Origin of the sequence: Micavibrio aeruginosavorus EPB (assembly GCF_000348745.1) — a bacterium.
Lineage (GTDB): Bacteria > Pseudomonadota > Alphaproteobacteria > Micavibrionales > Micavibrionaceae > Micavibrio > Micavibrio aeruginosavorus_A.
This window is the reverse complement of sequence record NC_020812.1, coordinates 894577-919987: the sequence shown is the minus strand read 5'-3', so window position 1 is coordinate 919987 and position 25411 is coordinate 894577. Positions and strand designations below refer to the sequence as shown.

Here is a 25411-nt window from a genome sequence, read left to right as displayed (position 1 = left end):
CTATTGTGCAATCATAACCATAAAAAGGCAAACGGCTTGTTAAGGTTTCCCAAACAAGCCGCTTGCGATTATGTCATTGCCAAAAACCTAGGGCTTTGGAAAATAATCCCGGTACTTCATATACACATCATCCGGATATCCGCCGGTCCCCGCATCCAGGGCACACAGCGCTTCGCCTTCGATATTGGGGCCAACGATCATCGGGTTTTTCGGCGTCCCGATCAGGGTCCAGCTCCCCTTATCCTTATTCGCCCATATCTCGACGAAAAACAGGGCATTCTCCCCCGTCTCGCCCGTTGGCGCTTCTTTCATCACATCGCGCAGGAAGGGCTCCCCCTGCGCTTTCGGGATACATTCAACCTGCCCGGTCAATATGCTTTGATCGGGGGCCGGTGCCGCCTGTACGGCAAAGGCCGCCGAGAGGACCAATCCCGCAGCCCACCGCATCATTGTGGTTGGATCTTGGACAGGCTGGGGGCCGGAATGCCGCCCGGCTTCTGGTCAAAATACTCATTGTACCAGTACGCCCCGGTCACATCTTCCGGATATCCATCTTTGAAATACTCAACCAGACACACCAGACGGTCACCCGGCTGTACGGAATAGCCCATTGCCGCCGGGTTTTTCGGTTCACCCACGACCATCCACCCCTTGCGCCCATCGGTGCCCGCGCCGGTTTCGTTGGCGTACAGCATCATGGTTTTGAAATCCTGTGTTTCCTTGCCCGGAATATTGATGGCGGCAGCGGCGTAGATTTTTTGCGCGAATGTTTCCGCCTGGCCTTGCGAGACACATTGATATTTGCGCGGTTTGACGCCGTATTGTTTCTCAATTTCATAATAGCTATTGAACATTTCGCGCATTTGCGGATTACGGAACAGCCCCATTGGGAAGTCCGTACCCTTGGCAATAACGCACTCCAGCGAAGCCACCGGAAATTCGGACGGCCCATCCACTTTCACAGACAGACTGTCGCCTTTTTTATCATTCGGCTGCGCAACCACAACCCACACGCCCGTTTTCGGATCGGTGTACGCCTTGGCCCAATCAAATTCACCATCCAGATTTTCCAGGTAGGATTTCTCGGTCACGCCATAATTCTGCGCAATCTTGGCCCGGACAACATCACCGTTGTAGCAGTCCTTATATTTGGCCAAAGCCTCTTTAACGTCCTCGGCCTGCACATCTCGATAAGCTTCCAGCGGCTCTGCTGCCTGGGCCGAGGAAAATGCCAGAGCCAAGGCCAAACCGGCGCAACCGCCCAATGTTTTCAAATGTTTCATTATCGTCCATCCCATGAAAAGTAATAGCCCGAAGGTTATATTATGAATTATGGAAACAGGGCAAGCTTTTTACGCACCCGCACTTCAGGCGCGCCAAAAACCCATGATTTCTGCGGTTTCTTTTAAAATTGGGGTTGCGATTGTGTTCGCTTTATCCGCCCCACGCTTCAAAATCCGGTCGATTTCATCCGGGTGGGCCAGCAGATCGTTCATCCGGCTGGTGATCGGGGTCAGCTTGGCCACGGCCAGATCGGACAGAGCCGGTTTGAAGGCCGAAAACTGTTTCCCGCCAAATTCGGCCAGAACGGCGGCCTTGGTCGTATCGGCCAATGCGGCATAAATGGTGACCAGATTGTCGGCTTCCGCCCGGCCCTTTAAGCCCTCCACCGTTTCCGGCAACGGCTCGGGGTCGGTTTTCGCCTTTTTCACCTTCGTCGCAATGGCGTCCGCATCGTCTGTCAGGTTGATACGCGAATAATCGGATTCATCCGACTTGCTCATCTTCTTCGTTCCGTCACGCAGGGACATTACGCGCGTCGCTTCGCCCAGTATCATCGGCTCCGGCTGTGGGAAAAATTCAACGCCGTAGCGTGTGTTAAACGTCGCCGCAATATCGCGCGCCAATTCCAGATGTTGTTTTTGGTCTTCGCCCACTGGAACATGCGTGGCCTTGTACGCCAGAATATCGGCGGCCATCAAAACCGGATAGGCGAACAGGCCCAGACCCGCACGCTCCGCGTTCTTGCCCGCTTTATCCTTGAATTGGGTCATGCGTTCCAACTTGCCCATCTGCGTCATGGTGGACAGCAACCACATCAATTGCGAATGCGCCGCCACGGCCGATTGCGGATAGATGATACATTTATCGGGATCAATCCCGGCGGCGATATAGGCCGCGGCAATTTCGCGCGTGGCCGGGGCCAGACGATCCACCTCATACGGCATGGTGATGGCGTGCAGATCAACGACACAGAAGATATTTTCGTATCCATCATCCTGCAACTTTACCCAATTGCGCAACGCCCCGAGATAGTTCCCAAGGTGCAGGCGGTTGGTCGGCTGCATGCCGGAAAAGATACGCTTGTTCGTCATTGGTCGGTGTCCTCAATTGCCATTTCGTCTACGTGTTTTTTCTTTCCGTTACGGCGACGAAAATATTTCATCATGTCGGATAAACGGAATACGCCGGTAAAATGCGCGGCGACAAAATACACAATCCCGCCGCCACACACCAGAACCCCCAGCGCCCAGATTTGGTGAATCGTGCCGTCATGCAACCACGGATGCAGGCCATAGGCCATGCCCGCCAGTGCAATTCCCATTAAGCCGGCTGCCAGCGCGATACGCGGCACGGCCCGTTTCAAACGGTCGTCAAATTGCGTCGCCTCATTCCCCCGTTGCATCCGCCAGAGGAAGTAACATTGCACCCATCCGGCCAGCCCCGTTGCCAATGCAATCCCCGCCACATCCAGAAAGCGGGTCAGGACCAGAGCCGCGCCAATATTTACAATCGCCATCGACGCGGCGATTTTGACCGGAGTTTTCGTATCCTTGCGCGACCAATAAGCCGACGACAGAATTTTCACGACGACATAGGCTGGCAAACCGATGGACAAACACGCCAGCGCCGGGGCGGTCCGGGCCGTATCCTCCGGCCCGAAGGCCCCGCGCTCAAACAGAACACGGATAATATCATCCGTAATGACCATCAAGGCCACGGCCGCAGGCAAGGTGAAGAACAGGCAATATTCCAGCGACCGGTTGAAGAGATCCTTGGCCTCAGTCGTATTATTCGCGGTCAACGCCCGGGTCAGCATCGGTAACAACGCCGTTCCCACCGCGATCCCGACGATTCCCAGCGGCAATTGGAACAGCCGGTCCGCATAATATAACGCCGAAATCGCGCCCGTAGCCAAAAACGAGGCAATGATAATATCGGCAAACAGATTAATATGCACAATCCCCGCCCCCAGAACGCCCGGCCCCATCAAGCGGAAAAGCTGTTTTAATTCCGGCGTCATGCGCGGGCGCTGAATATGCAGGCGGATTTTATTCCGGCGCAGGAAGTACCACATCCAGACAAGCTGCACGATGCCCGATATGCACACACCCCATGACAAAGCATGACCCACGGTTTGAAAAAACCGGTCCGCCATCAACATCGCCACGATCTGGCACAGATTGAAGAAAACGGATGCCGCGGCAAACGGACCAAATTTGTGGTGCGCATTCAACATGCCACCAACCAAAGCGGCCAGCGACATCAGCAACAGATACGGGAACGTAATGCGCGACAGTTCCACCGCCAGGTCATATTGTTCGGACCCCGCCGTAAATCCGGGCGCGATCAGGCCGATGACCCACGGCATAGCCGCCATGATCAACACGGTAAAAACGGACAACGCCGCCAGCATGAAAGAGAAAGCTTGCCCTGCGAAACGATTGGCCGCGTCTTCGCCCTCTTTTTCCAGCGCTTCGGAATAAAGCGGCACGAAGGATACACTGAACGCCCCCTCCGCCGTCACATGGCGGAAAAAGTTCGGCAGTTTGAGCGCCACAAAAAACGCATCGGCCAGTGGCCCCGCCCCCAGGAAGAACGCCGTCATCAGGTCGCGCACAAACCCGACCAGACGGGATAATCCCGTCAGTCCCCCAACCGTCGCCATGGCCTTAATCAGTTTCATGCGCCGCAGAATGGCGCGGGTTTCGGGCAAAAGAAAGGGAAAAACAAAAAGGTTGCGCGCCTGCACACCATATATATAGATATCCCCCCTTGCGCTTGGGGACCCCATGGGCTAGAGATTTTTCATAAATTATAAAAAACGAACAGGACGGAAGCACCATGATCGACGGCTTCACAACCCCGGAGAACCACCTGCGCGCACTGTTTCAACGCGCCGCAGCCAACCGCACGCTGGATTTCAGTAGCATTACCATCAGCGTTAACACGGACGATCATTCCGAAGTGATCGTGAAACCCCGCTCGCCCGAGCATGCGGCCCGGTATATGCGTTATTTTTTCAACACCAAGGAACCGATGTTCCAGCGCGAGGTTATGACCCTGTCCTCTGGGCAGACCCTGCCCACGCCGCTGGTGTTTAAAATCGGCGGGCTGACCTATGAGCCCAGCACGCGGCTGAATTTTTATGTCCAAATGCTGCGCATCCGGTTCTTCCAAACGGGTCAGGCATCGGAACTGTCTTTCGACTTTAACTACTGCCGCGAAGACTGGAACGAGCTGACATCCGGCCCCTATGCCGGGCCCGAGGCGTTTGAGTTTATCAGAATGCTGGAAAAAGGTGGCGCAAGCTGGAACAACATGTTGCGTGACGCCCATAATCTGGACCACACTCAGCGGACACCGCACCTGCACATTGTAAAGTAAGACACCCATGACCAAAGCCCAACCAAAACCGCAGAACGAAAAAAACCCGGAACGCGAATGGTTCGGCGAACGCCATGTCAGCCCAGAGGAAAAAACCGGGCTGGTTCACGATGTCTTTGCATCGGTCGCCGACAGTTACGATGTGATGAACGATTTCATGTCGGCGGGCGTCCACCGTTTGTGGAAGGACCGCCTGGTCCGCATGATCCGCCCCCGGTCCGACCAGGTCTTTCTGGATGTCGCCGGTGGCACGGGCGATATTGCATTCCGCATTCGCGCCAAGGCCGGACCGAACACCGCCATCACCGTTTGCGATATCAACCCGGAAATGTTGCGCGTTGGTCGCGACCGCGCCATCAACCGTGGATGGATGGATGATTTCGAATGGGTGACCGGGAACGCCGAATGCCTGCCCATCCCGGATGCCAGCGTTGATGTGTACACCATCGCCTTTGGCTTGCGGAACGTAACCCATATTGATCGCGCCCTGGCCGATGCGTACCGCGTACTGAAACCCGGCGGGCGATTCTATTGCATGGAATTTAGCCGCGTGACCGAACCGATGTTGCGCCGGATTTATGACGCCTATTCCTACAGCGTCATCCCCAAGATCGGGGAGATCGTGGCCAAGGACCGGGACAGTTACCAATACCTGGTCGAATCCATCCGCAAATTCCCGCCCCAACGGGAATTAGAGGCCCGTATGCGCGCCGCCGGTTTTGACCGCGCCCGTCACACCAACCTCAGTTTCGGCATCGCCGCCATCCACGAAGGTTGGAAATACTAAAAAATGGCGGTCTTCCGCCATTTTTGCATTTTGCGGTGGTTGAATCGGGGATAACCCGTTCATAAATATTGCATTTTCCATTCAATCTGCAGTATTTTCTGCGGGTTACCGAAATTATGGATATGGCGGTAACGCCCTGTCCTAAACTTTAAAACACAACAAAAAACGTTCCTTGTGAGGAGTCACCCAATGAATATCATTAAAAACATCCTGCCTGCTGTTGTTGTTCTGGTTGCTGGCCTGTTCGGCATTCAATTCGTTTACAACAACTACATGGGCGACGCTTCCGGCGTTGTTGCGATCGAACCGGCCGCCGGTGAAGATGCCGCCGCTGCTGCGGTTGAGCACGCCACGGACGCTGCTGCTGAAGCTGTTGCCGCTGAAGCCGCCGCTGAGGCTGCTGCCTCCACGGCTGCGGATGCCGCTGTTGCTGCTGATGTTGCAACGGAAGCTGCTGCACAAACCGATGCCGCCGCCGCTGTAGCAACCGAAGCCGCAGAGAAAACCGAAGAAGCCGCCGACGTTGCGACCGAAGCTGCTGAGAAGGCCGAAGGCGCCGCTGAAGCCGCTGCTGATGAAGCCGCCGCTGCTGCTGCTGAAGCTGACAAAGCTGCAACCGAAGCCACGGACGCTGTAAAAGAAGAAGTGAAAGAAGAGCACGCTCACTAATCCATTCCGTATCAACATGATACGACGGATTTGTGAAGTTGAAATTCAAATAAACCCCACCAGAAATGGTGGGGTTTATTGCCTTTAAGGCCAATGCAGGAAAACACATCAAGGCACTGAAACAAAAAGACTTTCAGTCACACACAAAAACTGTGCATGACTCCCTCAAAATCCCGCCATACGGGTCGGGTTTCCCCCCTCTTTCTGCTATAAAATCCGGATCAACCCACATTATGAAGATCAGGATTTAAGACCATGACCGCACAGGCAGAATTGCGCGCAAGCTCCATTGGAAACCAGCTGGACCATGTTGGCGTATCCATCACCCGCCTGCCCCATGCGGCGGACCTGCCTTTGCCGTCTTATGCCACTGAACAATCCGCCGGTATGGATCTGTGCGCCGCGATTGATGCACCACTGACTCTGGCCGCGGGCCAAACCGCGCTTGTATCAACCGGACTGGCCATCGCCCTGCCCGCCGGGTTCGAGGCCCAGGTTCGCCCCCGCTCCGGTCTGGCCGCCAAAAACGGCGTGACCGTTTTGAACAGCCCGGGCACCATCGACGCCGACTATCGCGGTGAGATCAAAGCCATCCTGATTAACCACGGACCAGTTCCGTTCGTGATCGAACGCGGCATGCGCATCGCCCAGATGGTCATCGCCCGCCACGCCACCGTGACCTGGACCGAGGTGACCAGCCTGGATGAAACCGCACGCGGCGCGGGCGGCTTCGGATCAACCGGGACGAAGTAAGCCCATGCAAAACGCCATCCAGAAGACAAACGAACAGACAGACGATTTTTCCACCGAAGGTCACACACCGATGATGGCCCAGTATCTGGGCCTGAAGGCGCAGTACCCGGATTGTTTGCTGTTTTACCGGATGGGCGACTTTTACGAAATGTTCTTTGACGATGCCATCAAGGCATCGGAAACGCTGGACATCACCCTGACCAAACGCGGCAAAACCAATGGGGCAGACATCCCGATGTGCGGGGTGCCGTTCCATTCATACGAATCCTACATGGCTCGCCTGATCCGCGCCGGGTACAAGGTTGCGATCTGTGAACAGACCGAAACCCCGGAAGAGGCCAAACGTCGCATGGGATCCAAGGCGCTGGTCAACCGCGACGTCATCCGCGTAGTGACGCAAGGCACCATTACCGAGGACCATTTGCTGGATTCCCGGGAAAGCAATTATCTGTCCGCGCTGGCCGAGGCCGGCGGGCAATACGGGTTTGCGTGGCTGGAAATTTCCACCGGGGATTTTTGGGTTCAGCCCGTGGCCGAAGCCGACATCGCCGCCGCGTTTGAACGCGTGGGTGCCAGCGAGATCCTGACCAGTGACAAGCTGACGCAGAAAGAGTCCCTGTTTGAAACCTTCGCCGGGGTTCGCCCAGCCTTAACCGTTCAATCCGCCAGCCTGTTCGACAGCCAGAACGCGCAGCGTCGCATGGAATCCATGTTCGGCGTCGGCACGCTTGAATCCTTTGGTGCGTTTTCCCGTGCCGAGATTGCCGCAGCGGGCGCGTTGATCGATTACATCGACCGCACGCAAAAGGGCAAAATCCCCCATTTGAACCCGCCCCGCCAATTGGCGTCCGGCGCGGTGATGGACATTGACGCGGCCACGCGCCGTTCGCTGGAAATCACCCGCACAATGAATGGCGACCGCAAGGGATCGTTGCTGGCCACCATCGACCGCACCATCACGGGCCCCGGCGCCCGCGCCCTGCAGGCACGCCTGTCCGCCCCGTTGCGCGATGTGGCCGGTGTTGCCCAACGCCTAGATCAGGTGGATGCGCTGGTCGCCGCGACAAGCTTGCGCACCGACATCCGCACCCGGTTGAAATCCACCCCGGATATGGAACGGGCGCTCTCCCGCCTGACCGTCGGGCGCGGCGGCCCGCGCGATTTGGGCATGATCCGTGATGGGTTACGCGCCGGCGAAGACATGCGCGGCGTTTTGCTGGCCGCTGCTATCGCGCCGTTGTCCCCGATCACCGCAGATTTGCAATCAACCTCGGCGACGCAGGCCTTGCTCGACCGCCTGAGTGCCGCCTTGAAAGACGACCTGCCCGCGTTGGAACGCGATGGCGGCTTTATCCGCGCGGGGTACAGCGACAAGCTGGACCATCTGCGCACCATGCGCGATGACGCCAAAAAAGTCATGGCGCAGTTACAGGCGAAATATCAGGCCCATACCGGAATTGACGCACTGAAAATCACCTATAACAACGTTTTGGGTTATTTCATCGAAGTGCCCGCAAAACGCGCCGATGTGATGATGATTCACAAGGGCGAGCAAAACAACGAAGCCAACCCCTATATCCACCGCCAGACCATGGCCAACGCCGTGCGTTTTACTACGCCGGAACTGGCCGAACTGGAACGCGATATTTCCTCGGCGGCGGACAAGGCCCTGGGCATCGAACTGGAGCTGTTCCGCCAGATGGTGGACGATGTGGCCGCCGCTTCTCAGAACATTGGCACGATGGCCCGCGCACTAGCCGCCATTGATGTCACGGCGGCGCTGGCGCATCTGGCGCTGGAACAAAATTACACGCGCCCCACAATTGACGATTCCACAACATTCGTCATTTCCGGTGGACGCCACTCGGTTGTTGAATCCGTCCTGCGCCGCGATGGTGGCGGGGATTTTGTGCCCAATGATTGCGATCTATCTCCGGCACAGCGTTTGTGGTTGCTGACTGGTCCGAACATGGCGGGTAAATCGACATTCCTGCGCCAAAACGCATTGATTACCATCATGGCGCAAATGGGATCATTCGTTCCGGCGAAATCCGCCCATATTGGTTTGGTCGACCGGTTGTTCAGCCGCGTGGGCGCATCGGATGATCTGGCCCGTGGGCGTTCGACCTTTATGGTGGAAATGGTTGAAACCGCCGCCATTTTGAATCAGGCGACGGACAAATCGCTCGTCATCCTTGATGAAATCGGGCGCGGCACGGCAACGTTCGACGGCCTGTCCATCGCATGGGCCTGTGTTGAACACCTGCATGAGGTCAGCCAGTGCCGGTCCCTGTTCGCCACGCACTATCACGAATTAACCAGCCTGCAATCGCGCCTGCCTTCCCTGTCCTGTCATTCGATGCAGGTAAAGGAATGGAAGGGTGACATTATCTTCCTGCATTCCGTTGGCGCGGGTGCGGCCGACCGGTCATACGGCATTCACGTCGCCCGCTTGGCGGGCCTGCCCGCGGGCGTCATCGCCCGGGCGCAAGCGGTTTTGAACAAGCTGGAAAAAGGTGAGCAATCGGGCAATTTAAACAAACTGGCCGATGAATTGCCGTTGTTCAGCGCAGCAGCACCGCAAAAAGCGGACTCTTTCGCAAACGCAGCACACTCAAAGCTTGAAGAACGCGTCAAAGCCATCAATCCTGACGACCTGACCCCGCGGGAGGCCCTGAACCTTCTGTACAGTTTGAAGGCGGAGATTGATGATGCCACAGGCGCAAACGAAAAGTAACCAAACCATGTCCGACCATTTCACCGTCCCCTGCCCGGCGAAATCCATATTGGATTGCATCGGCAATACCCCCCTGCTCGATCTGGGCGATGGCATTTTGGCGAAGGCGGAATATTTCAACCCATCCGGTTCAATCAAGGCGCGCATGGCCAAGTTCATGATTGAAAAGGCGGAGGCCGAAGGCCTGCTGAAACCCGGTGACACCATTGTTGAGGCCACCAGCGGCAACACCGGCAACGCCTTGTCCATGATTGCGGCGGCCAAAGGTTACAAAATGATCGTTGTGATGCCCGATGGGTACAGCAACGAACGCGTGCGCATTTCACGCGGCTTTGGTGCCGAAATTAAACTGGTCGGCCATTTCCAAGTGAACGAAGCCCGCGCCGAAGCCATTCGATTGGGCCAACAGCCCGGTTTTTATTGCCCCGCCCAATTCGACAATGAATGGAACGTGGAAGAAAACCGCGAATGGCTGGGCCGCGAAGTCATCGCGCAAATTCCGGACGGCGTAAAAATTGACGCGATTGTGCAGGGCGTGGGCACCGGCGGGACGTTGATTGGCGTGGCGCAAGCTCTGCGCCAATGGCACAACCCGGACATCAAGGTCTTCGCCATGGAACCCAGCGAAAGCCAGACATTGGAATGCTGCATCGTCGCCGATCATAAGATCGAAGGCATTTCGGACGGGTTTGTTCCAACAATCTATGATCGCCACCGCGATGAAATCACTGAGGTGATTTGCGTCGACAGCCAGATCGCCATCGACGAAGCCCACCGCATGGCGCGCGAAATGGGGCAATTTGTCGGCCCCAGCAGCGGTGCGAATTATTGGGCCGCACGCGAAATCAAACGCCGCGACCCGTCGATTAAAAATGTTCTGACATTCCTGTGCGACCGCGGCGAAAAATATTTGTCGCTGATGTATCAGGATACAGGCGCATAACCCGGTAAAATTTTAGGAAAATCCTGGCAACCTGTTTGGGGTGCGCTTTCTGAACACGAGCGCACCCATCTTTATTTTAAAAGCCGCAGAATTCCGCGCCTCTCCAACACGTTAACCAATCCGGGGGTGGACGCCGCTTATACTAAAGATACGTGTTTCTTCAGTACCGATAGAGTACTCATACCACTTCAGACAAAGGAGCTCCTGTTATGTCAGTTCGTACGAGCGCTATTCTGTGTATGACCGTTCTGTGTGCCGTTGGCCTCGCCGCCTGTAGCGGCACCGCCCGCCCACAGAACACATGGACCAATTATTATGAAACGGCCCATGATACGAAGAGCAAGACATGCGCCAAAAAATATCCAAAAGCGAATGAAATGTCGTCCAACACGGTTTGCAAAGAACCGACCCGCTAAAGGGAAACACCAGACAGATCATTCCCGAAACAAGGCCCCGGACGCACACCGGGGCCTTTTTCTCAGCCCCGGCCCAGCCGCACGCCCCTAACTCTTTGCTTTTAAAACCCCTTTCCCCACCGATCCCCTGTTGCCAAACCCGCCCCAATCGCCTATAAATCCCCGTCCGTAAAAACCACACATCTATTCAGGCACGGAGAGGTGGCAGAGTGGTTGAATGCGGCGGTCTCGAAAACCGTTATAGGTGCATAACCTATCGGGGGTTCGAATCCCCCCCTCTCCGCCATTGAGTCAGCGATTTTCTGGCCTCTCATCCAAATACGCGATTTTTCCCGCATTCTGGGGCTATTTAGCAAACCCCGCTTAAAACCCCACAACGAGAATTCGCTTTCTCACTTTAAAATCCTCAAAATTCTCAGGACCGCTTTTTTCGAGTTGGGTTTCATGCCCTATAAGCATAGTTCAAAAACGCCCCCTTGTCTCAGAGAGGCACCTGACCGTTTTTTGTAGATGGCATCTCCCTGCCAGTGATGGCCAACCCAAGTTTTCTCAGTAATGGCTAAAAACATACGGTTTCAAAATCAATCTTCAACGAACCGTAAATTACGCCACCACTTTCCTTTCATTTTTTTCGCCTACATCCTGACACGCTCCCAATAGATCTTTTGCCATGGGGGTAAGAATGTAATTCATTTCAGGTATATTAAGGGAAAAATTGCTAAAGTTCATAGATCCACCCTGAAGAGGAATCTTCGCCGCAGGCTTATGGTCTATTACTCCAGATGCAGTGAGAACTATATCTTCGATATAGATAATAAGTTTTTGAAATTCCTCTACGTTCACAAGCGCAAACCCACGGGGCCATGATTGGTTTATATCTCTCGGCACTTGAAATAGATTTTTTACAAAGGCCGATGGCGGTCTAAAAGCTAGGCAGCGCAAGCGAACAAGATTTTGTAAGGCCGTATCTCTTGTTCCCTTATCTAATTTTCTCCATGCAGAGTTAGCCAGGGCATTAATCTCTTGATCATGTGCATCAATTTGTTCTTTAGTACCAAAATGGGTTTTGCTTTCAGCTGCCATTAGTAGATTTAGAAAAATTACTTCAGGACTGCTGAATGATTGCAAAAGATCAATATAAACTTTCTTGATCTTGGTACTTTTTTTCGGGTCTGTCGCATTAGCAATTAAATCTGCCCACATTGCCTGAACATCTTCATCGTCTTCCGTTGAAGCTGTTTCAATAAGTTTATATGCGTCGCCAAATGGCAAATGCTTTAAAGCCTCATCATGTATGCCGCGTTCTCTAATGCGCTCCTCCCATAAAGATGCAATTCTATTTATATTTTGTGCTCTCCAGTGCTTTGTTTGATCCGAAAGAATGCCACCGATATTTTCAGGCGCGCTTCCAAAGAGGACACCCAGAAAATCGGCGGCCCTGTCAGTTAAATCTATCCCCTTTTGAATGGCCTTCCATTTTTCCTGATTAGCTTTGGCGATTTCTTTTCCTAAATCTTCACTGCCTTGTTCAGTCATATTCTTTACCTTTCAAATTCAACCTGATTTCAAAAGTATATCTTTTGTTCTTTGTAGAAAACAGGCAGATTGAAAAGGGAAACTTTTCTGATATTGTAAATACATACCTATTTAAGACTTTGGGGGTCGGGGCGAGTTCGAATCTCGCCATTATGCTAGCTCTGGTTGCCCTGTGTGTAATTTTAGCTTGTCTCCACTGGAGCAGCGATAAACTCATGGAGGTGTCAATGAAGAACGAAAAGTTGAAGAAATTAAATTCTAAACCCCGCGTAATGAAGCGTTGTATAAATTATTTAGTAAAGCTTGCTTCATATATTTTCAATTTTGTATGGGCAGTGGGAACTAATGTAGTGGCAACGATGGTAACTCCGCTTCCAACCCATTTAATCGGTGTTCTATTGGTTTAATAGGACACATAGATGAGTCCACCCGTCCAAATTTCGTACGGTAACGTTGCGGCGTTATTTATACAGCATCGCCACAACAGACTTTCATTTCACATGAATTTTACCTCTAAAAAATAACACCAAAACTATAAAATTGCTTATAGCCTTGTAATCAAATAACGGAAAAAGTCTGGTTAATATATTTGACTATATGAGTAGCAGACACTCCCTCACGCTCAGCAATCCGCTGAATCGGCATGCCATTAAAATGCTCATCTCTCCAAACAACCCCCTGAATCCAAGAGCGAACCTCCGCTTCTGGGCGACCAAAAGGATCACTTTTGTTTTTTCCCTTCTTTTCAGGAAGAAGTATTAAAGATCCTGTTTTAGATTTTTGAGTAAAAAATTCGGTTTTCAAACTATATTCCTGCGTCACTACATCCGGCAGAATTACCGAAAACTGCTCTATAATCCAAGATCTCAATTTCGTCGCACTGATCCTGATAGTTAGGTAGCCACTACTGATATCTACTCTCGAAACCACAGAGTGAAACAACTGCTCATTTTTTAACTCATGACCTTTAGCAATATAATGGATGGTAGAATCATCGTGTTCATCTAAACAAAAAATATCCGCCAGAATTTTCGGCTTAAGAACACATCTCAACCTATCGAAAATCAATGTTTCAAGTTCATGAGCTGGCAGTCGTGCCATAACTCCTTTAGGATGATTTTTGTACTGTAAGATAGCCTGGTTAACATAGTACCTGTAACGCCTTCCTTTCTTTAAAGCATAAGTCGGACTATACACATTTCCATCAATATCAAACAAAATTCCTTTTAATAAGTCCCTCTCGTAGACTTTCCTCTCCCCTCTCTGCTGAGCGGAATTGTTAGCCAAACATTTTTGGACATTATGCCAGGTATCTTTATCTATGATCGCGGCATGCTGCCCGTCATAAACATCGGCTTTATGAGATATTTTTCCGACATAAACCGGATTTCTGAGTATCTTATAAAGCATTCCTCGACTAAAACTTACCGCTCCATGTTTATGCCCTTTCTGGGAAACCCATTCCCGCGTTCTAACTCCTGTACGATCTAACTCTGATTTTAGCTTAGAAACACATCCCCAGTATAAATATCGATCAAAAATAAATTGGACGGTATCGACGTACGCGGGGTCGGGCACAAGAGACCGACCATCTGCCAAATAGCCTACTGGAGAAACTCCTCCCATCCACATCCCTTTTCTCTTACTTGCAGCAATTTTATCGCGAATTCGCTCACCAGTAACTTCACGTTCAAACTGAGCGAATGATAAAAGGACATTGAGCGTCAATCTTCCCATTGAGGTTGTTGTATTAAACGACTGAGTGACACTGACGAAGGTAACACCATACCGATCAAAAGCCTCAACAAGCCTTGAAAAATCCATCAGCGACCGCGTTAAACGGTCGATTTTATAGACGACAACAATGTTGATTTTTCCGCTTTCGATATCGGAGATGAGTTTTTGTAGGCCGGGGCGATCCATGTTCCCACCTGAGAACCCTCCATCACTATAATGCTCTTTAGTAGCAGACCAGCCATTTGATTTTTGGCTTGCAATATAGGACAAACAGGCCTCGTACTGAGCATCGAGGCTGTTAAAGTCCATATCAAGCCCCTCTTCACTGGATTTTCTTGTGTATATGGCACAATTGCGAGCATCCATATGCATCAACCACCAGCCTTTTGGGGCGTTTTCTTAAGACCAAAAAACACCCATCCATTCCACCTAGTGCCCGTGATGATGGACGCTACTTCAGAAAGGCTTTTGTACAAATTCCCCTGATATTCAAAGCCACATTCCTTCACTAGAACACTATATTGTGCGCCCTTCCAACTACGAACAAGCCGTGTCCCTGGTTTCAAAATCGGAACCTTACTCGCCGATTCCGGATTTCGTTTGTAAGCACGAACAAGCTTAGCCAAGCGCTTTTGCTGTTCTGGAGTAAGCCCCAATCCCGCCAGCTCTCGTCGCTTAAAAAGCAAACTTCTCTCAAGCATAGGCCTGCTGATTTTGTGGGGAGGCGTGAGACCCCAAGCATCAGACCACATTTTACGCAGCTCAGAGCCTGAAACATCACTCAAATCCTGGCTTAAATCATGCATATAAAGCTCCCTAATCGAGGCTCCATGCACGCTCCGTTGGACAGTAAAGTCCAGTCATTCTTCTAATAATATTTAGAAACAGAAACGATTTTTTAACCTTTATACAACATAATCTCCAGTTATGAAAAACAAGGGGCGCGCCTACCTAATAAGAAACATGCAAAAAATACAGAACTCCAAAAGTAGGCAAGAAAGAGTGACCACGGCATATTCTTTCGAGGAAGGAAAGGGATTCGTCCCCTATACACGACAAGACCTCTACGATGATTGGACATACCACAAGCTCACGGCCAACAAGGCACACCTGCACATAGCCAGATCTCATGAATCAGAAAACGTTTATCCGCGGAAAAGCTTTCTTGGCACCCCTTACTTCCAAAGATATCCCAAAAGCAATGACCCGAACACAAGGAGCTCTACAGGCATTCAACGAGATCAGGCATTACATAAACTGCATATAGCTTATAGCCTGGATATTTTAAAGCAGTCCTGCACCTTAAAAACAATTTCTAAATTTGATGAGAATAAAAAACCCTTGCACCAAGAGATGCTCAGGGAAATTTTAAATTATCAATGGCACAAAGAATACCGCCTTCATGATGAAGAAATTGTCCCAGACATCATTGGGCTCAGAACCTCGCCGTTACCCAATTTAAAGAAGCATTTTCAGAAAGGCGGAAAGCTTAACCTGTCGCAACATTTCAGAAAAACCATGCCTGAAACCAATACTAAACATAATTTAGATGATGCCGTATTAGTCGAAATCATCAACCAGAGCCCTCCCACATCTGACAAATGGGAAAAACTTCTTAAAATCAGCATGCAATATAATGCCCTAATTATCTTCAACATAATAACCAATCAAAACCCTCAAAATAGTAAATCTTATTTTAGATTTGATGGTAATGGAGGATTAATTTGCGCATTCTACATACTCAATGGGAAACTATTTAAAAATGGGAAAGAGAAGTATAGCCACTACAATTATAAAGACTTCTTATATGAAGTTGATAGACTTCAAAACTCCAAAGGATATAATAAAAAAATTCCCTACAATTCAGATTTACTTCTTAAATAGAGAACAGACTGCGCTTGCCCTGCTGTATTAAAGCATCAAACTATTTCTCATTTTTTTGGCCAAAAAAATATCCAACAATTGTTCCAAATAACATTCCTGTCGTCGAGTCCAGTTTTCCAAAGTAAGAAAGCCCCGAAACAGCGATAACCACAAATGCAATTATAAAATACTTCGCCGCAGTCTCAAGTGACTGATGGGATGAATGTTTGTTCAGACCAATTTTCTTAATGTCTTCGACAAAATCAACAACTCGGTGTGCGATTTCATGCCCCTGAGAGGTGGCCAGATATGACCAAAATGGCGTCAGATCAGACCCGCTAGCCTTATCGGAATCGTCATTATTCTCAGAAATATTTTTTAATTGAACAATCTCTTGTTCGGACATTTTTTCCTCAATTTTTAGAGCAGCCATAAAAGCAAGTAACAAAAACCATCAGCCATAATTTTTTAGGAGAGAATATCCTTACTGAGCTGAGGCTACGTAACATTCAGCGCAAAGGCTACTAAGAATTAGTTTGAAACACCAAGCTTAGATAATGTTTCATCATCCATAACCCCACTCTGTGACAATCCCTGATCAAGTTGGAATGAGCGAAGAGCCGCTTTAGTAGCAAGCCCCATAACTCCATCAATCGGACCCAAATAGTAACCAAGACGTGTGAGTTCCACTTGAACGCGCATCGCCATAATCATGGCCGCATCAGGTGATGCTTTCGCTGGCTTGTTATCAACCGCAGGGGAGGAAGATCTTGTACCAGATGATGAAGAACCGGAGTTCCCTCCAGAATAATACGGAGAAGTAGAATAGCTCGGCGCAGAGTATCCGCCCCCGCCACTAGATGAGTAATGTGATCTATGACTACTATGACTTCTATGGCTACTGTGGCTTCTATGGCTACGATGACCAATAAATATGTTTCCGCCATCCTCTCTGAAAGGTACTGCAAACGTCATAGGACTAGAAGATGCCTTCTTTCCTTCCAACTCAATATTTCCCATGGAGTGGGCATGGGCAGGAGTCCATATACTTGTAGCCAAGGCTAATTGTGGCAAGGTAAAGGCCACAACATGCTTCAGATATTTTTTCCAATCGCGCTTCATCAAAAGTCACTCCCCACAGATTTTATAGCTCTACTTTTCCAAGCAGCACCGTATGATGAGAAAAAACCACAACACTTGTCTTTCACACTACACGAGTCACATTCTGGATCGTATACATTTTTCCAATCACTGATGCTTTTTTGGGCAAGAGGCCAAGCTTTCTTTGGCAAAACACAAAGAGGAACGTTGTATATTGATGTTATAATTCCTCGATTTTCTAAATACCAGGCAGCATCAGTTAACTCTGCTGCATAGTCTGCCGGATCAACCCACAAAATATCCCTATTAACTTTCGCATACCCCATGGGTTCCAACCCCATCAAAGCCACATGCGAAACAAAGGGCATATTTCTATATATAAATTCAGCAAACATTGGCAGTCGATCAAGAGTTTGCTTGTGTAATACAAACCTGATTTCTATTAAATGACCGCTTTCAGCAAGGTTGTAGATTCCATTAATGGTCTCTTGATAAGCATCTTTCGCCTGAACAACATAGTCATGCGTATGCCGTAAATCAGAATACAGAGGAATGGCCCATATGACTTGATTCACGGCATGATCAAACCTCTTTACATTATGCAGATTAGAAAATGTTCTCCCATTCGTCAAAATATGCAATTTTGTATTTGGTAAATGCTCTCTACATTTCAGTATGATGTCAGAAAGTCCATTTTCTAATAACGTGGGCTCTCCGCCTGTAATTCCCAAAAAACTCATGTCTTTATCAATGAGATTAACATATCCAAGGATCTCATTGACCATCCACGAATCGTCATCATCTCTAGGTGGTTGACTACACATTAGGCATTTACTATTGCAGCGCTCTGTTACAAAAAGACTGTTTGCATTCGCGCCGCGCCGATAAAGAACACTTACCTGGCCATTAGATGGCTTAAAACGAATAACATCACCTTCAGCAATAACGCCACTATTACGTATGGAGTGGATCATAGGTATTGGAGAGGTGTTTAAATTACTTTCGGCGCTCTGGATTACAGCTCGAAACCCCGCACGTTCTAAAGCTTCAAAATCGACTGATAGTTTATCGTTACCGATAAAAACACCGACTTGATCGCTAGGGAAATCCCCAGACAGTGCCTCTTTTAGCCCCAAAACCTTAATTGGCTCCGTTGGCATCTTACCTATAGATTTTGCAAAGGTATTTAGAGGGAGCATGCGTCACCCCCTTTGTTCCCATTTAGGTCTAAAACAGATTGTTTTGTTACCCAAGATAAAAATATGTCCATGGTCTGCCGATCATTTTCATAGATATATTCAAAAAGGGTGTTAAATATATGCGTATGCTTAACGCAATGATCAGAAAACGCCCTGTGCCCCACTGGGTCTTTATGACGAGCTACATGAAACACAGGATCCGCGCCACAATACGGCAAGAAAGCGCAATCCGAACAGCCGGGCAAAGATTCTGAGACTCCTGTTGCTAATAAAATTTTCATTGCGTCCGATTGTATTAAATCAGAATAAGAATCAAAAACGCTACCTAACTTGAACGTGTTATCACCCATTTCTGAAAGCATTCTACTTTCGTCGGAGGCATGGACAGAACCATCATAATTATACACTATAACGCCTAGCCCCGAGCCTGTAGGTGATCGCAGATCAACATATCCGGTAGGAAATGGCGTTAAAATGTGAGTGAGCAAAATAGCTGTATATGCTTCTTCAATAATGGTTCCATTTTTATTTATCTCAATAATATACCGTAAAGCATCGGTATAAAATTTTAAAAACTCCGATACATCATATCCAATTTTACGCGCTGATTTCACTGCAAACCCATAAGGGCTCAACGGACGAAGGAATATTGAACGAAATCCAAGTCGCACATACTCATCGATGATAGCTTTTGGATCCTTTAGACTTTCTCTAGTTAATGTTGTCAAGGCCGCAATATTTTCTACACCTAAAACATCTCTAGCTTTTTGCAACATACTAATTGTTTTCGCGTAAGAGTCTTTTTCTCGTTTAACGCGATTTAAGTTGTGTAGATCTTCCGGGCCGTCAATAGATGTTGAAACTTGGAAATTATGCTCCTTAAAAAAAGACAAAATTTCATCTGTTAAAAAATGCAATGTTGATGTTATTGAAAAAACAACATTCTTTTTATAGCGTTCATTCTTCTTGATAACTGACTCTACGATAAATTTAATCCTGTCGAACGCCAATAATGGCTCGCCTCCTTGAAATTCAACCGTTATCTCTTTTGCCGGGGCTTCAAACATCCGATCAATTGCAGCTATGGCAATTTCATCGGACATATCAAATCGCGATTTGTCAGTACTCTGACGAGAAACTTGGCAATAAGGACAGGAGTGATCACATCTAAGGCTAACTACAAAAATATGAAGCGCCGGCCCATGCCTTAAATGAGATTTTCTTGTTCTATATTTTGCAGAGACAAGCCTTAAAGCAACATTTTCTCCTTCAGATAAAAGAAAATGTTTGGATTTTAATGTGTCGTATAAAGCAGTATTATTTTTAAGATTCCCATCCACAAAAAGTCGGAGATCCTCTTCAGGCAAAAAATGATACTCGCCAACTTCAGAAACAATTAAAATATTTTCTATTTTTGGAATTCGCGCAAATCTAAATGGTAAAATTTGATATTCACCATTATCACAGTACGAATCGAAATTATTAAAGGCAACCTTAGCCATTTGATTCGACTTTCTGATTACCCCTAATTTCAGCTAAAGCAGCAGAAACTATCAATTCACGGATTTTTTTCGTCTTATTTTCAATTTCCTCTCTTAGAGAGAAATCAATGAGAGCTCGCAAAAATTCCGCCTCAAATTCATGAGTGGCGCCTGCATTACAAGAATAATCAACGACTACACTCCCCTCCTTATGACCAAGAGAGAAATCACAAATGTTTGCCATTGAATAGCAAGTCCTCATAATAGACTCTTTGCTATAAATATTTAAATCCAAGGATATGCTTCCCATTACATTGCCATTCATCTCACATCACCACAGATTCGTTCATACTTAATAATCACGACCATCTTTTCCGTTTATTGCAGCAATACCTTTTAAAATTCCATCCATAGCATATGCCGCCGTAATCATTGTTCTTCCATCACTCTCTGGACTATTGCACTTATATTCATCGCAGATTAATAACGCACGCGCATATGTATCCGGAAATAGATCTTTATTTTTTTCCAAAAAAACTAGAGCTGCATGCACATAACCAACATTTGTATAATTCATGCTTTTATTATTGATGAGTGCGATAGCCGCTCTTTCAACATCTGAAATTCTTGAAAGCTTGCGTTCTGCACTGAATGCAAACCAAAAAATCGCGCACACAATAAACAAATAGAACGCGTTATAATATCGGCTTCTCGGGTTATTAGTTGGCATAAAGAACCCAACAATAGTGATGAGTGCGCTGACAAGTCCCAACATGGTATAAAATAATTCGCTGGTCACTTAGCAATCCCCTCCGACGTATATCTCTTCAAAAAATCAGCATTGGTATTTATCCCTTATATACATATCGTAATAGCGTCCTTTTGAAGACGCACGTAAGAACTCATCAAATATGTTTTGCGGAACTCCACAAAAATCGTATGTATCACCTTGCTTAAATTTAATCTTCAATCTTCGTGTTTGCTGATTGTAGCCAATTGCACTTATTGCTGAAGAGCTAACGCTGACCATTTCCATTAAAAATTCTCCTATCTTATACCTATTGTTCAAGCACAGTTTCGAAATAGGGCCACTACAAATAAAAACTCAAAAATCATAAAAGCTACATAATAGCCCTTATTATTTTTCTTGCTGATCAAGTTTCATCCACCGCTCCTTCCAAAGCCCGCGCTTTTCTTTCTTGGCCTTAGCCTGCTCTACTCGATAATACCCGCCGCTATAACGCGTATAGTCTTTGGCAATCCCAGCCTGAACCATCATGGATCCCACATCGAGATCATCGATCGTGCAGTACATTACGTCCCGCTTATAGCGGTCCTTCTCGATTGATTTGCAAAGCAAGTGTCCGTCTTTCAGCAGAGCCTCAAGCAGCATCTTCCCAGCAAGGTAGCCAACTTCATCCTTCTCTGGTGTATCAATGCCCCATATCCGGATCTTATGCCCACTGGCAACAAAGGTATCGCCATCAATGGCGCGCTCGAACTTCAGATTATTGAAAAAAGCCCCTGTATTCTTCTCAATCTCAAGCACCTCACATGAGGAACCTTTCTCAAGACAAAGCTGCGGCTTTTCCGGAGCTGTTGTAGTGGCGCCTTTTGCGAAGCTTGGTACAACGCACAGCAACAATACGCACGTTAAAGAAAGAGCAAGTTTCAATGGATCGTCTCCCCGGCCAACTCTTTCGGCATCATGATAAATTGCAGAGCCTCTGTGATTTCATACCAATAGAGGCTTTTCTCAACCTGCCCCTTACGGGCAAACATATCCGCGAGTTTCATAGCCTCAAGGAGCATGGGCTCACCACGCTCTGACAAATAAAGCTGCGCATCCCGGTAAATCTTATGACTGAAACCCACCCCAATCTCCTTATAGTTGTTTTCCTATTCCCTTAATGCCATAAGGTGCATACGTCAATCAAGGATAAAATTCCTATTTCAACAATTCGCCCACACACGAGCGTAACCGACTGTTCTGTAACGGTAATTTTTTGAGATTTTGATCCTGGGGTCAAAAAATCCCTGTTGATAGAGAACTTCGACCCCACAGCCCACAATAGAGTTGATCCCCACCCACACGATGGTAATGTGGCTGCGGATCTGCTGTTTGGCTGGTCCGGGGCTTAAGAACCTCTCTGTTATCGGTGGCGTGTCCGTCATCACGTCGCTTCTCGGTCTTTATGGCCGGGAGGCGACGGCGTATGTCCAAGCCTCGGCTAAAGGCCGTCGCGGTCGTATAACAGCGGCTTCTTAACTCCCGGCCACCAGGAGCAATCCTGGTGGTTTTTAACATCTAAACGGGAGAATAAGCCAATGAAGGCCCAATTTTTAACTCTGCTTATATTGCCATTTTTCTTATCTGCGTGCGCAACCCCTGTAACGCACAACACCCCAAGCGGAAAACCTGAAGTCACGATCAGCGGTGTCAGCAAATCTGCCGTCAAGGACGCCTTGACGGATATGATGATGAACCATCAATACACTCTGAGCACATCCAGTGAGTCCATGCTGGTTTTTGATAAACCCATCGACGATGACATTATGGCGTTTCTCTTTAGCTCCAAGCTCAACAGAAACCCGATCTTCCGTGTCTCTTATAGCATCGCCTCGCTGAAAAAAGGAACGCGCGTTATTGCGGATTATAACGCAGTCAGTAATCCGGGATCAGGCTATGAAAACAAAACAAGCTTGGTCAACCACGCTTACAGCCGCAATCTTCAAAACGCGCTCTATTCCCTCAAAAATGAAATGGAAGGTAAAAAATGATCATGCTCCACAAAGACCCCAATGCCCATGCCCCTTCCAAAACGGCTGAATGCCGTGCCTGTGGAGGCGTTGTTTCTAAGAAAGCAAGCACCTGCCCACATTGTGGGCAGAAGCGCCCCTATAAAGCAAAGACCAGCGTTGGAACATGGGTGGTGATTGTCATCGCTGGATTCCTAACGCTGTCCATCATCAATGATAGCGCGTCGTCCGGAAACGGAAGTAGCAGTGCACCCGTAAAATCATCAAGTCACTCGGACTATTCCAACCCCTCTAAGCAGCAAGACTGGATCTGGGCGAGCCAAGACGGCATCAAAAACCGTCTGAAAGATCCCGGATCTGCCAAGTTCAAAGATTCCTTCTTTGTTTTGTGGAAAGGCACGCCCGTAGTTTGCGGATACGTGAACTCCAAGAATGCTATGGGAGGATATGGAGGGTTCCAACGCTTCATCGCGAGCGGAGACGTTATTGCATATCTCGAAGAACAGGTTTCGGATTTTAACAACGTCTGGCGTGAGATCTGCACGCAGTAGGACAAAATATCAACCGGCGCCAGTCCCCCTGGCGCCGGTTGACCACAAACGCGTGACTAATTAACAAATTCGGAGAAGTTTGCAATAATCTTAATTCCGTTTAATCCGTCCTCAATATCATCATCTGTCAACTCAGCCATATACTGCCACGGAGTTAAGCTCATCATGCAACAGGCCATAAAACGAGCCATAACAGCATCATGACGAGCTTGCTCAATTGGCTTTTTTTGTGTTTTCTCAACTTCTTTGTCATAGTTTTCTTGTAAAAAACGAAGAAGATCCGTTTTTCCCTCTTTGACTGCCTTATACCACGCGCGCTTTATCGTCGCTTCAGCAAGGCTCATATGTTGCAATGTTCCATCGATGTTAACATCAACAGTCTGGTTACCAATCTCATATATTATGCTCTTCATATTCCTAGCCCCTTTGGGCCGCCCCGTTGGATTACCAGATTGCCCTTTCTTAAACTGCCGTGATCTAGGAGGCTTTTTATAGCCAACCTCATAGTCACTTTCTGCTTGATCGTTATTTGAAGACGAATCATCAACATCAAACGTAAAGCTCCCATCAAACTCTTGTTCTGTTAAGCCTGAAGGATCGACTTCTTTTACACTTGGCGGGCAATCTACTTTTTCATCTTCAATTTTATTCTTTGATTTCGCAGATTCTTTCTTACTTTTTAAGTCTTCCTTTTTTACCGTCGTACGCGGAGTGGTTTTCTTACCCTTGGAGGTTCGTGTCGTTTTTTTAGTCATGACTTTTCTCCCTTATCCGCGCGTACGACGTTTAGAACGAATGGATTGGCAAGCAGAGAATGCCTTTTTACTCGTTGCATGAATGGCATTTTGTCCCGTATGCGCCTCCCAACGCCGGATAGCAGCATCCACATAAAGAGGGTCCAGATCCATGCCATATCCGATCCGATTGGTTTTTTCGCAAGCTATAAAAATAGTTCCAGAACCCGAAAATGGATCCAGAACGATCTGGTTTAGATGAGTGCAGTCCAGGATCGCATCCGCGATCATTTCGACTGGCTTGACGGTTGGATGTGTGGAGAGCTCCTTCATCCGGTCTTTTTTAAAGCTATTCACACCGGCATAATCCCAAACATTGGTCCGATAGCGGCCATTTTTACCAAGTTCCACATTGTTAATGTGCTTGGCTTTCCCTTTCTTCAAAACGTAGACGAGCTCATGCTTGGAACGGTACAGGCTCCCCATACCGCCGTTATTCTTGTTCCAGATAACAAGATTGATTTTCTGGAGATCGGCGCTTCGGCTTGCGCTCAACATTTCGTACTCATGGCGCCAGTCCATGAATGAATAAACCAGGCCACCTTCGCAGAGATGATGCGTTGAGCTTGTTAGGTATTGACTTAAGAACTCAATGAACTGCCCTTCAGTCATTTCTCCATGGGCTTGCGGGAATTCACGGTGTTTAACCGTCCCTCGCCCACCTGTATGGCCTTGGTTTGGAACGTTGTATGGCGGATCAGAGATAATAGCTTGAGCTACCTGATCTCCCATTAGAATTTTATAGCTTTCGGGGTCTGTCGCGCTTCCACACAGGATGCGGTGTTTACCAAGCAGCCACAGATCCCCCAGCTTGGAAACAGCTTCCTGAGAAGGGGCAATCTCGACGATTTCATTGTCTTTATCGTTATTTTCGGAACGCCCCTCACTGAGAATGATATCAATCTCCGGAAGATCGAACCCCGTGGTCGACAAATCAATCTTGTCGTTCAGCATGATTTCGAACTCTTCAGCCAGGATTGTCACATCCCATTCACCAAGATCAATAATTTTGGGGTAACCAATCCGTAAAGCACGCGCATCTGCTTCGGACAAATCACTTAAATGGATGACGGGAACGTCATCCAACCCTAAGATTTTAGCGGCTTCTAGCCACTCATGGCCAATGACCACCTGCTTCTTTTGGTCAACAACGATAGGCATCATGAAGCCCGTCGCATGGACCAATGATGAGGCTTTATCCTTTTGCTTTTCGGTGATTTTACGTGGGTTTTTAGAGCTTACATTCAGCTCATCTATCGGCCACTGTTGGACCGCATAATCTTTAAGAATTGTTGCGATATTGTTACGTGTGCGCATGGTTTCTCTCCTTCGGCTACACATCTGCACCAAACCAATGAAGGTCTAATTTTTTTGCTGATGCTGCTTCTCAAAGGAGATGCTGCTTCTAATGAGACG

The 25411-nt window shown here is 48.4% G+C and carries 28 protein-coding genes and 1 tRNA gene; 11 read left to right on the top strand and 18 right to left on the bottom strand.

The genetic code is table 11. The annotated features are described in order from the left end of the window. Positions 1-87: 87 nt before the first annotated feature. The 4 genes from A11S_RS04195 to murJ all read right to left on the bottom strand — a co-directional run bounded on the left by A11S_RS04195 (position 88) and on the right by murJ (position 3967). Positions 88-450, bottom strand: a complete 363-nt coding sequence (locus A11S_RS04195; RefSeq protein WP_015467253.1) for a hypothetical protein — start codon at positions 448-450, stop codon at positions 88-90. Then, positions 447-1283 (bottom strand): hypothetical protein, encoded by an 837-nt coding sequence (locus A11S_RS04190; RefSeq protein ID WP_015467252.1) that lies wholly within the window; start codon positions 1281-1283, stop codon positions 447-449. The genes A11S_RS04195 and A11S_RS04190 overlap by 4 nt, the downstream gene beginning before the upstream one ends. 84 nt (positions 1284-1367) lie before the next feature. Then, positions 1368-2375, bottom strand: a complete 1008-nt coding sequence (gene trpS, locus A11S_RS04185; RefSeq protein ID WP_015467251.1) for a tryptophan--tRNA ligase — start codon at positions 2373-2375, stop codon at positions 1368-1370. After that, positions 2372-3967 carry a murein biosynthesis integral membrane protein MurJ gene (murJ, locus tag A11S_RS04180; RefSeq protein ID WP_041802960.1) on the bottom strand — a complete coding sequence of 532 codons (1596 nt, stop codon included), beginning with the start codon at positions 3965-3967 and terminating at the stop codon, positions 2372-2374. The genes trpS and murJ overlap by 4 nt, the downstream gene beginning before the upstream one ends. Before the next feature lie 158 nt (positions 3968-4125). On the opposite strand from murJ, the gene A11S_RS04175 reads away from it, so the two are divergent. The 8 genes from A11S_RS04175 (at position 4126) to A11S_RS04135 (ending at position 11259) form a co-directional block, all read left to right on the top strand. Further along, positions 4126-4668 carry a hypothetical protein gene (locus tag A11S_RS04175; protein ID WP_015467249.1) on the top strand — a complete coding sequence of 181 codons (543 nt, stop codon included), beginning with the start codon at positions 4126-4128 and terminating at the stop codon, positions 4666-4668. A gap of 7 nt (positions 4669-4675) precedes the next feature. Next, on the top strand, positions 4676-5455 hold the full coding sequence (ubiE, locus tag A11S_RS04170; RefSeq protein WP_015467248.1) for a bifunctional demethylmenaquinone methyltransferase/2-methoxy-6-polyprenyl-1,4-benzoquinol methylase UbiE: 780 nt from the start codon (positions 4676-4678) through the stop codon (positions 5453-5455). Positions 5456-5644: 189 nt separating this feature from the next. Continuing rightward, positions 5645-6124, top strand: a complete 480-nt coding sequence (locus A11S_RS04165; RefSeq protein ID WP_015467247.1) for a hypothetical protein — start codon at positions 5645-5647, stop codon at positions 6122-6124. Positions 6125-6379: 255 nt separating this feature from the next. After that, positions 6380-6877, top strand: a complete 498-nt coding sequence (gene dut, locus A11S_RS04155) for a dUTP diphosphatase (protein ID WP_015467246.1) — start codon at positions 6380-6382, stop codon at positions 6875-6877. Between the two features lie 4 nt (positions 6878-6881). Next, positions 6882-9614 carry a DNA mismatch repair protein MutS gene (gene mutS / locus A11S_RS04150; protein ID WP_015467245.1) on the top strand — a complete coding sequence of 911 codons (2733 nt, stop codon included), beginning with the start codon at positions 6882-6884 and terminating at the stop codon, positions 9612-9614. A 7-nt stretch (positions 9615-9621) separates the two neighbouring features. Then, on the top strand, positions 9622-10557 hold the full coding sequence (locus A11S_RS04145; RefSeq protein WP_041802957.1) for a PLP-dependent cysteine synthase family protein: 936 nt from the start codon (positions 9622-9624) through the stop codon (positions 10555-10557). A gap of 209 nt (positions 10558-10766) precedes the next feature. Then, positions 10767-10973, top strand: coding sequence for a hypothetical protein (locus A11S_RS04140; RefSeq protein ID WP_041802452.1), 207 nt, complete (start codon positions 10767-10769; stop codon positions 10971-10973). Between the two features lie 195 nt (positions 10974-11168). Continuing rightward, positions 11169-11259 (top strand) — tRNA-Ser (locus tag A11S_RS04135). Positions 11260-11576: 317 nt separating this feature from the next. Here A11S_RS04135 and A11S_RS04130 read toward each other — a convergent pair. The 3 genes from A11S_RS04130 to A11S_RS04120 form a co-directional block, all read right to left on the bottom strand. Further along, positions 11577-12509 (bottom strand): Abi-alpha family protein, encoded by a 933-nt coding sequence (locus tag A11S_RS04130; protein WP_015467242.1) that lies wholly within the window; start codon positions 12507-12509, stop codon positions 11577-11579. A gap of 558 nt (positions 12510-13067) precedes the next feature. Then, positions 13068-14618, bottom strand: coding sequence for a recombinase family protein (locus A11S_RS04125; protein WP_015467241.1), 1551 nt, complete (start codon positions 14616-14618; stop codon positions 13068-13070). After that, entirely contained in the window at positions 14618-15052 is a 435-nt protein-coding gene (locus A11S_RS04120) for a DUF2924 domain-containing protein (protein WP_041802450.1), read from the bottom strand. The genes A11S_RS04125 and A11S_RS04120 overlap by 1 nt, the downstream gene beginning before the upstream one ends. A gap of 196 nt (positions 15053-15248) precedes the next feature. Here A11S_RS04120 and A11S_RS04115 point away from each other — a divergent pair, with 196 nt between their 5' ends. Beyond that, the gene (locus A11S_RS04115; protein WP_148285097.1) at positions 15249-16130 is read left to right on the top strand and encodes a hypothetical protein; all 882 of its coding nucleotides are present in this window, start codon (positions 15249-15251) and stop codon (positions 16128-16130) included. Between the two features lie 40 nt (positions 16131-16170). Here A11S_RS04115 and A11S_RS04110 read toward each other — a convergent pair whose 3' ends face one another. From A11S_RS04110 to A11S_RS04080, 9 genes are all read right to left on the bottom strand, one after another. Beyond that, complete coding sequence (locus A11S_RS04110; RefSeq protein WP_015467239.1) at positions 16171-16515, bottom strand: hypothetical protein; 345 nt, start codon at positions 16513-16515, stop codon at positions 16171-16173. Between the two features lie 125 nt (positions 16516-16640). Beyond that, entirely contained in the window at positions 16641-17231 is a 591-nt protein-coding gene (gene hxsA / locus A11S_RS11815) for a His-Xaa-Ser repeat protein HxsA (RefSeq protein WP_015467238.1), read from the bottom strand. Next, the gene (gene hxsC / locus A11S_RS04105; RefSeq protein ID WP_015467237.1) at positions 17231-18409 is read right to left on the bottom strand and encodes a His-Xaa-Ser system radical SAM maturase HxsC; all 1179 of its coding nucleotides are present in this window, start codon (positions 18407-18409) and stop codon (positions 17231-17233) included. The genes hxsA and hxsC overlap by 1 nt, the downstream gene beginning before the upstream one ends. Continuing rightward, on the bottom strand, positions 18397-19911 hold the full coding sequence (hxsB, locus tag A11S_RS04100; protein ID WP_015467236.1) for a His-Xaa-Ser system radical SAM maturase HxsB: 1515 nt from the start codon (positions 19909-19911) through the stop codon (positions 18397-18399). The genes hxsC and hxsB overlap by 13 nt, the downstream gene beginning before the upstream one ends. After that, entirely contained in the window at positions 19904-20215 is a 312-nt protein-coding gene (hxsD, locus tag A11S_RS04095; protein ID WP_081604758.1) for a His-Xaa-Ser system protein HxsD, read from the bottom strand. Before hxsD ends, hxsB begins: the two co-directional genes overlap by 8 nt. A 27-nt stretch (positions 20216-20242) precedes the next feature. Beyond that, positions 20243-20689 carry a hypothetical protein gene (locus A11S_RS04090; protein WP_015467234.1) on the bottom strand — a complete coding sequence of 149 codons (447 nt, stop codon included), beginning with the start codon at positions 20687-20689 and terminating at the stop codon, positions 20243-20245. 36 nt (positions 20690-20725) lie between these two features. After that, the gene (locus A11S_RS12240; RefSeq protein ID WP_407716438.1) at positions 20726-20920 is read right to left on the bottom strand and encodes a KTSC domain-containing protein; all 195 of its coding nucleotides are present in this window, start codon (positions 20918-20920) and stop codon (positions 20726-20728) included. A 108-nt stretch (positions 20921-21028) separates the two neighbouring features. Then, positions 21029-21565, bottom strand: a complete 537-nt coding sequence (locus A11S_RS04085; protein ID WP_158497191.1) for a thermonuclease family protein — start codon at positions 21563-21565, stop codon at positions 21029-21031. After that, positions 21562-21765: a hypothetical protein gene (locus tag A11S_RS04080; RefSeq protein ID WP_041802439.1), complete on the bottom strand. Its 204-nt coding sequence runs from the start codon at positions 21763-21765 to the stop codon at positions 21562-21564. The genes A11S_RS04085 and A11S_RS04080 overlap by 4 nt, the downstream gene beginning before the upstream one ends. A 453-nt stretch (positions 21766-22218) precedes the next feature. On the opposite strand from A11S_RS04080, the gene A11S_RS04075 reads away from it, so the two are divergent. Further along, the gene (locus tag A11S_RS04075) at positions 22219-22671 is read left to right on the top strand and encodes a hypothetical protein (RefSeq protein ID WP_041802437.1); all 453 of its coding nucleotides are present in this window, start codon (positions 22219-22221) and stop codon (positions 22669-22671) included. Next, complete coding sequence (locus A11S_RS11680) at positions 22668-23201, top strand: hypothetical protein (RefSeq protein ID WP_051054884.1); 534 nt, start codon at positions 22668-22670, stop codon at positions 23199-23201. Before A11S_RS04075 ends, A11S_RS11680 begins: the two co-directional genes overlap by 4 nt. A 56-nt stretch (positions 23202-23257) precedes the next feature. Here A11S_RS11680 and A11S_RS11675 read toward each other — a convergent pair whose 3' ends face one another. Together A11S_RS11675 and A11S_RS04060 are read right to left on the bottom strand one after the other, a co-directional pair. Beyond that, entirely contained in the window at positions 23258-23956 is a 699-nt protein-coding gene (locus A11S_RS11675) for a DUF5681 domain-containing protein (RefSeq protein WP_015467229.1), read from the bottom strand. Positions 23957-23968: 12 nt separating this feature from the next. Beyond that, positions 23969-25312 carry a DNA modification methylase gene (locus A11S_RS04060; protein ID WP_015467228.1) on the bottom strand — a complete coding sequence of 448 codons (1344 nt, stop codon included), beginning with the start codon at positions 25310-25312 and terminating at the stop codon, positions 23969-23971. Between the last annotated feature and the right edge of the window lie 99 nt (positions 25313-25411).

Excerpts from the sequence above, each read along its gene's own strand:
- A11S_RS04140 (WP_041802452.1), top strand. The coding sequence starts at position 10,767 with ATGTCAGTTCGTACGAGCGCTATTCTGTGTATGACCGTTCTGTGTGCC.
- ubiE (WP_015467248.1), top strand. The coding sequence starts at position 4,676 with ATGACCAAAGCCCAACCAAAACCGCAGAACGAAAAAAACCCGGAACGC.
- murJ (WP_041802960.1), bottom strand. The coding sequence starts at position 3,967 with ATGAAACTGATTAAGGCCATGGCGACGGTTGGGGGACTGACGGGATTA.
- A11S_RS04175 (WP_015467249.1), top strand. The coding sequence starts at position 4,126 with ATGATCGACGGCTTCACAACCCCGGAGAACCACCTGCGCGCACTGTTT.
- A11S_RS04130 (WP_015467242.1), bottom strand. The coding sequence starts at position 12,509 with ATGACTGAACAAGGCAGTGAAGATTTAGGAAAAGAAATCGCCAAAGCT.
- A11S_RS11675 (WP_015467229.1), bottom strand. The coding sequence starts at position 23,956 with ATGACTAAAAAAACGACACGAACCTCCAAGGGTAAGAAAACCACTCCG.
- A11S_RS04075 (WP_041802437.1), top strand. The coding sequence starts at position 22,219 with ATGAAGGCCCAATTTTTAACTCTGCTTATATTGCCATTTTTCTTATCT.
- A11S_RS04125 (WP_015467241.1), bottom strand. The coding sequence starts at position 14,618 with ATGCATATGGATGCTCGCAATTGTGCCATATACACAAGAAAATCCAGT.
- hxsB (WP_015467236.1), bottom strand. The coding sequence starts at position 19,911 with ATGGCTAAGGTTGCCTTTAATAATTTCGATTCGTACTGTGATAATGGT.
- A11S_RS11680 (WP_051054884.1), top strand. The coding sequence starts at position 22,668 with ATGATCATGCTCCACAAAGACCCCAATGCCCATGCCCCTTCCAAAACG.
- A11S_RS12240 (WP_407716438.1), bottom strand. The coding sequence starts at position 20,920 with ATGGTCAGCGTTAGCTCTTCAGCAATAAGTGCAATTGGCTACAATCAG.
- A11S_RS04120 (WP_041802450.1), bottom strand. The coding sequence starts at position 15,052 with ATGCATGATTTAAGCCAGGATTTGAGTGATGTTTCAGGCTCTGAGCTG.
- A11S_RS04060 (WP_015467228.1), bottom strand. The coding sequence starts at position 25,312 with ATGCGCACACGTAACAATATCGCAACAATTCTTAAAGATTATGCGGTC.
- trpS (WP_015467251.1), bottom strand. The coding sequence starts at position 2,375 with ATGACGAACAAGCGTATCTTTTCCGGCATGCAGCCGACCAACCGCCTG.
- mutS (WP_015467245.1), top strand. The coding sequence starts at position 6,882 with ATGCAAAACGCCATCCAGAAGACAAACGAACAGACAGACGATTTTTCC.
- hxsC (WP_015467237.1), bottom strand. The coding sequence starts at position 18,409 with ATGCTCCCTCTAAATACCTTTGCAAAATCTATAGGTAAGATGCCAACG.
- A11S_RS04145 (WP_041802957.1), top strand. The coding sequence starts at position 9,622 with ATGTCCGACCATTTCACCGTCCCCTGCCCGGCGAAATCCATATTGGAT.
- A11S_RS04190 (WP_015467252.1), bottom strand. The coding sequence starts at position 1,283 with ATGAAACATTTGAAAACATTGGGCGGTTGCGCCGGTTTGGCCTTGGCT.
- A11S_RS04110 (WP_015467239.1), bottom strand. The coding sequence starts at position 16,515 with ATGTCCGAACAAGAGATTGTTCAATTAAAAAATATTTCTGAGAATAAT.
- A11S_RS04195 (WP_015467253.1), bottom strand. The coding sequence starts at position 450 with ATGATGCGGTGGGCTGCGGGATTGGTCCTCTCGGCGGCCTTTGCCGTA.
- A11S_RS04165 (WP_015467247.1), top strand. The coding sequence starts at position 5,645 with ATGAATATCATTAAAAACATCCTGCCTGCTGTTGTTGTTCTGGTTGCT.
- hxsD (WP_081604758.1), bottom strand. The coding sequence starts at position 20,215 with ATGAATGGCAATGTAATGGGAAGCATATCCTTGGATTTAAATATTTAT.
- dut (WP_015467246.1), top strand. The coding sequence starts at position 6,380 with ATGACCGCACAGGCAGAATTGCGCGCAAGCTCCATTGGAAACCAGCTG.
- hxsA (WP_015467238.1), bottom strand. The coding sequence starts at position 17,231 with ATGAAGCGCGATTGGAAAAAATATCTGAAGCATGTTGTGGCCTTTACC.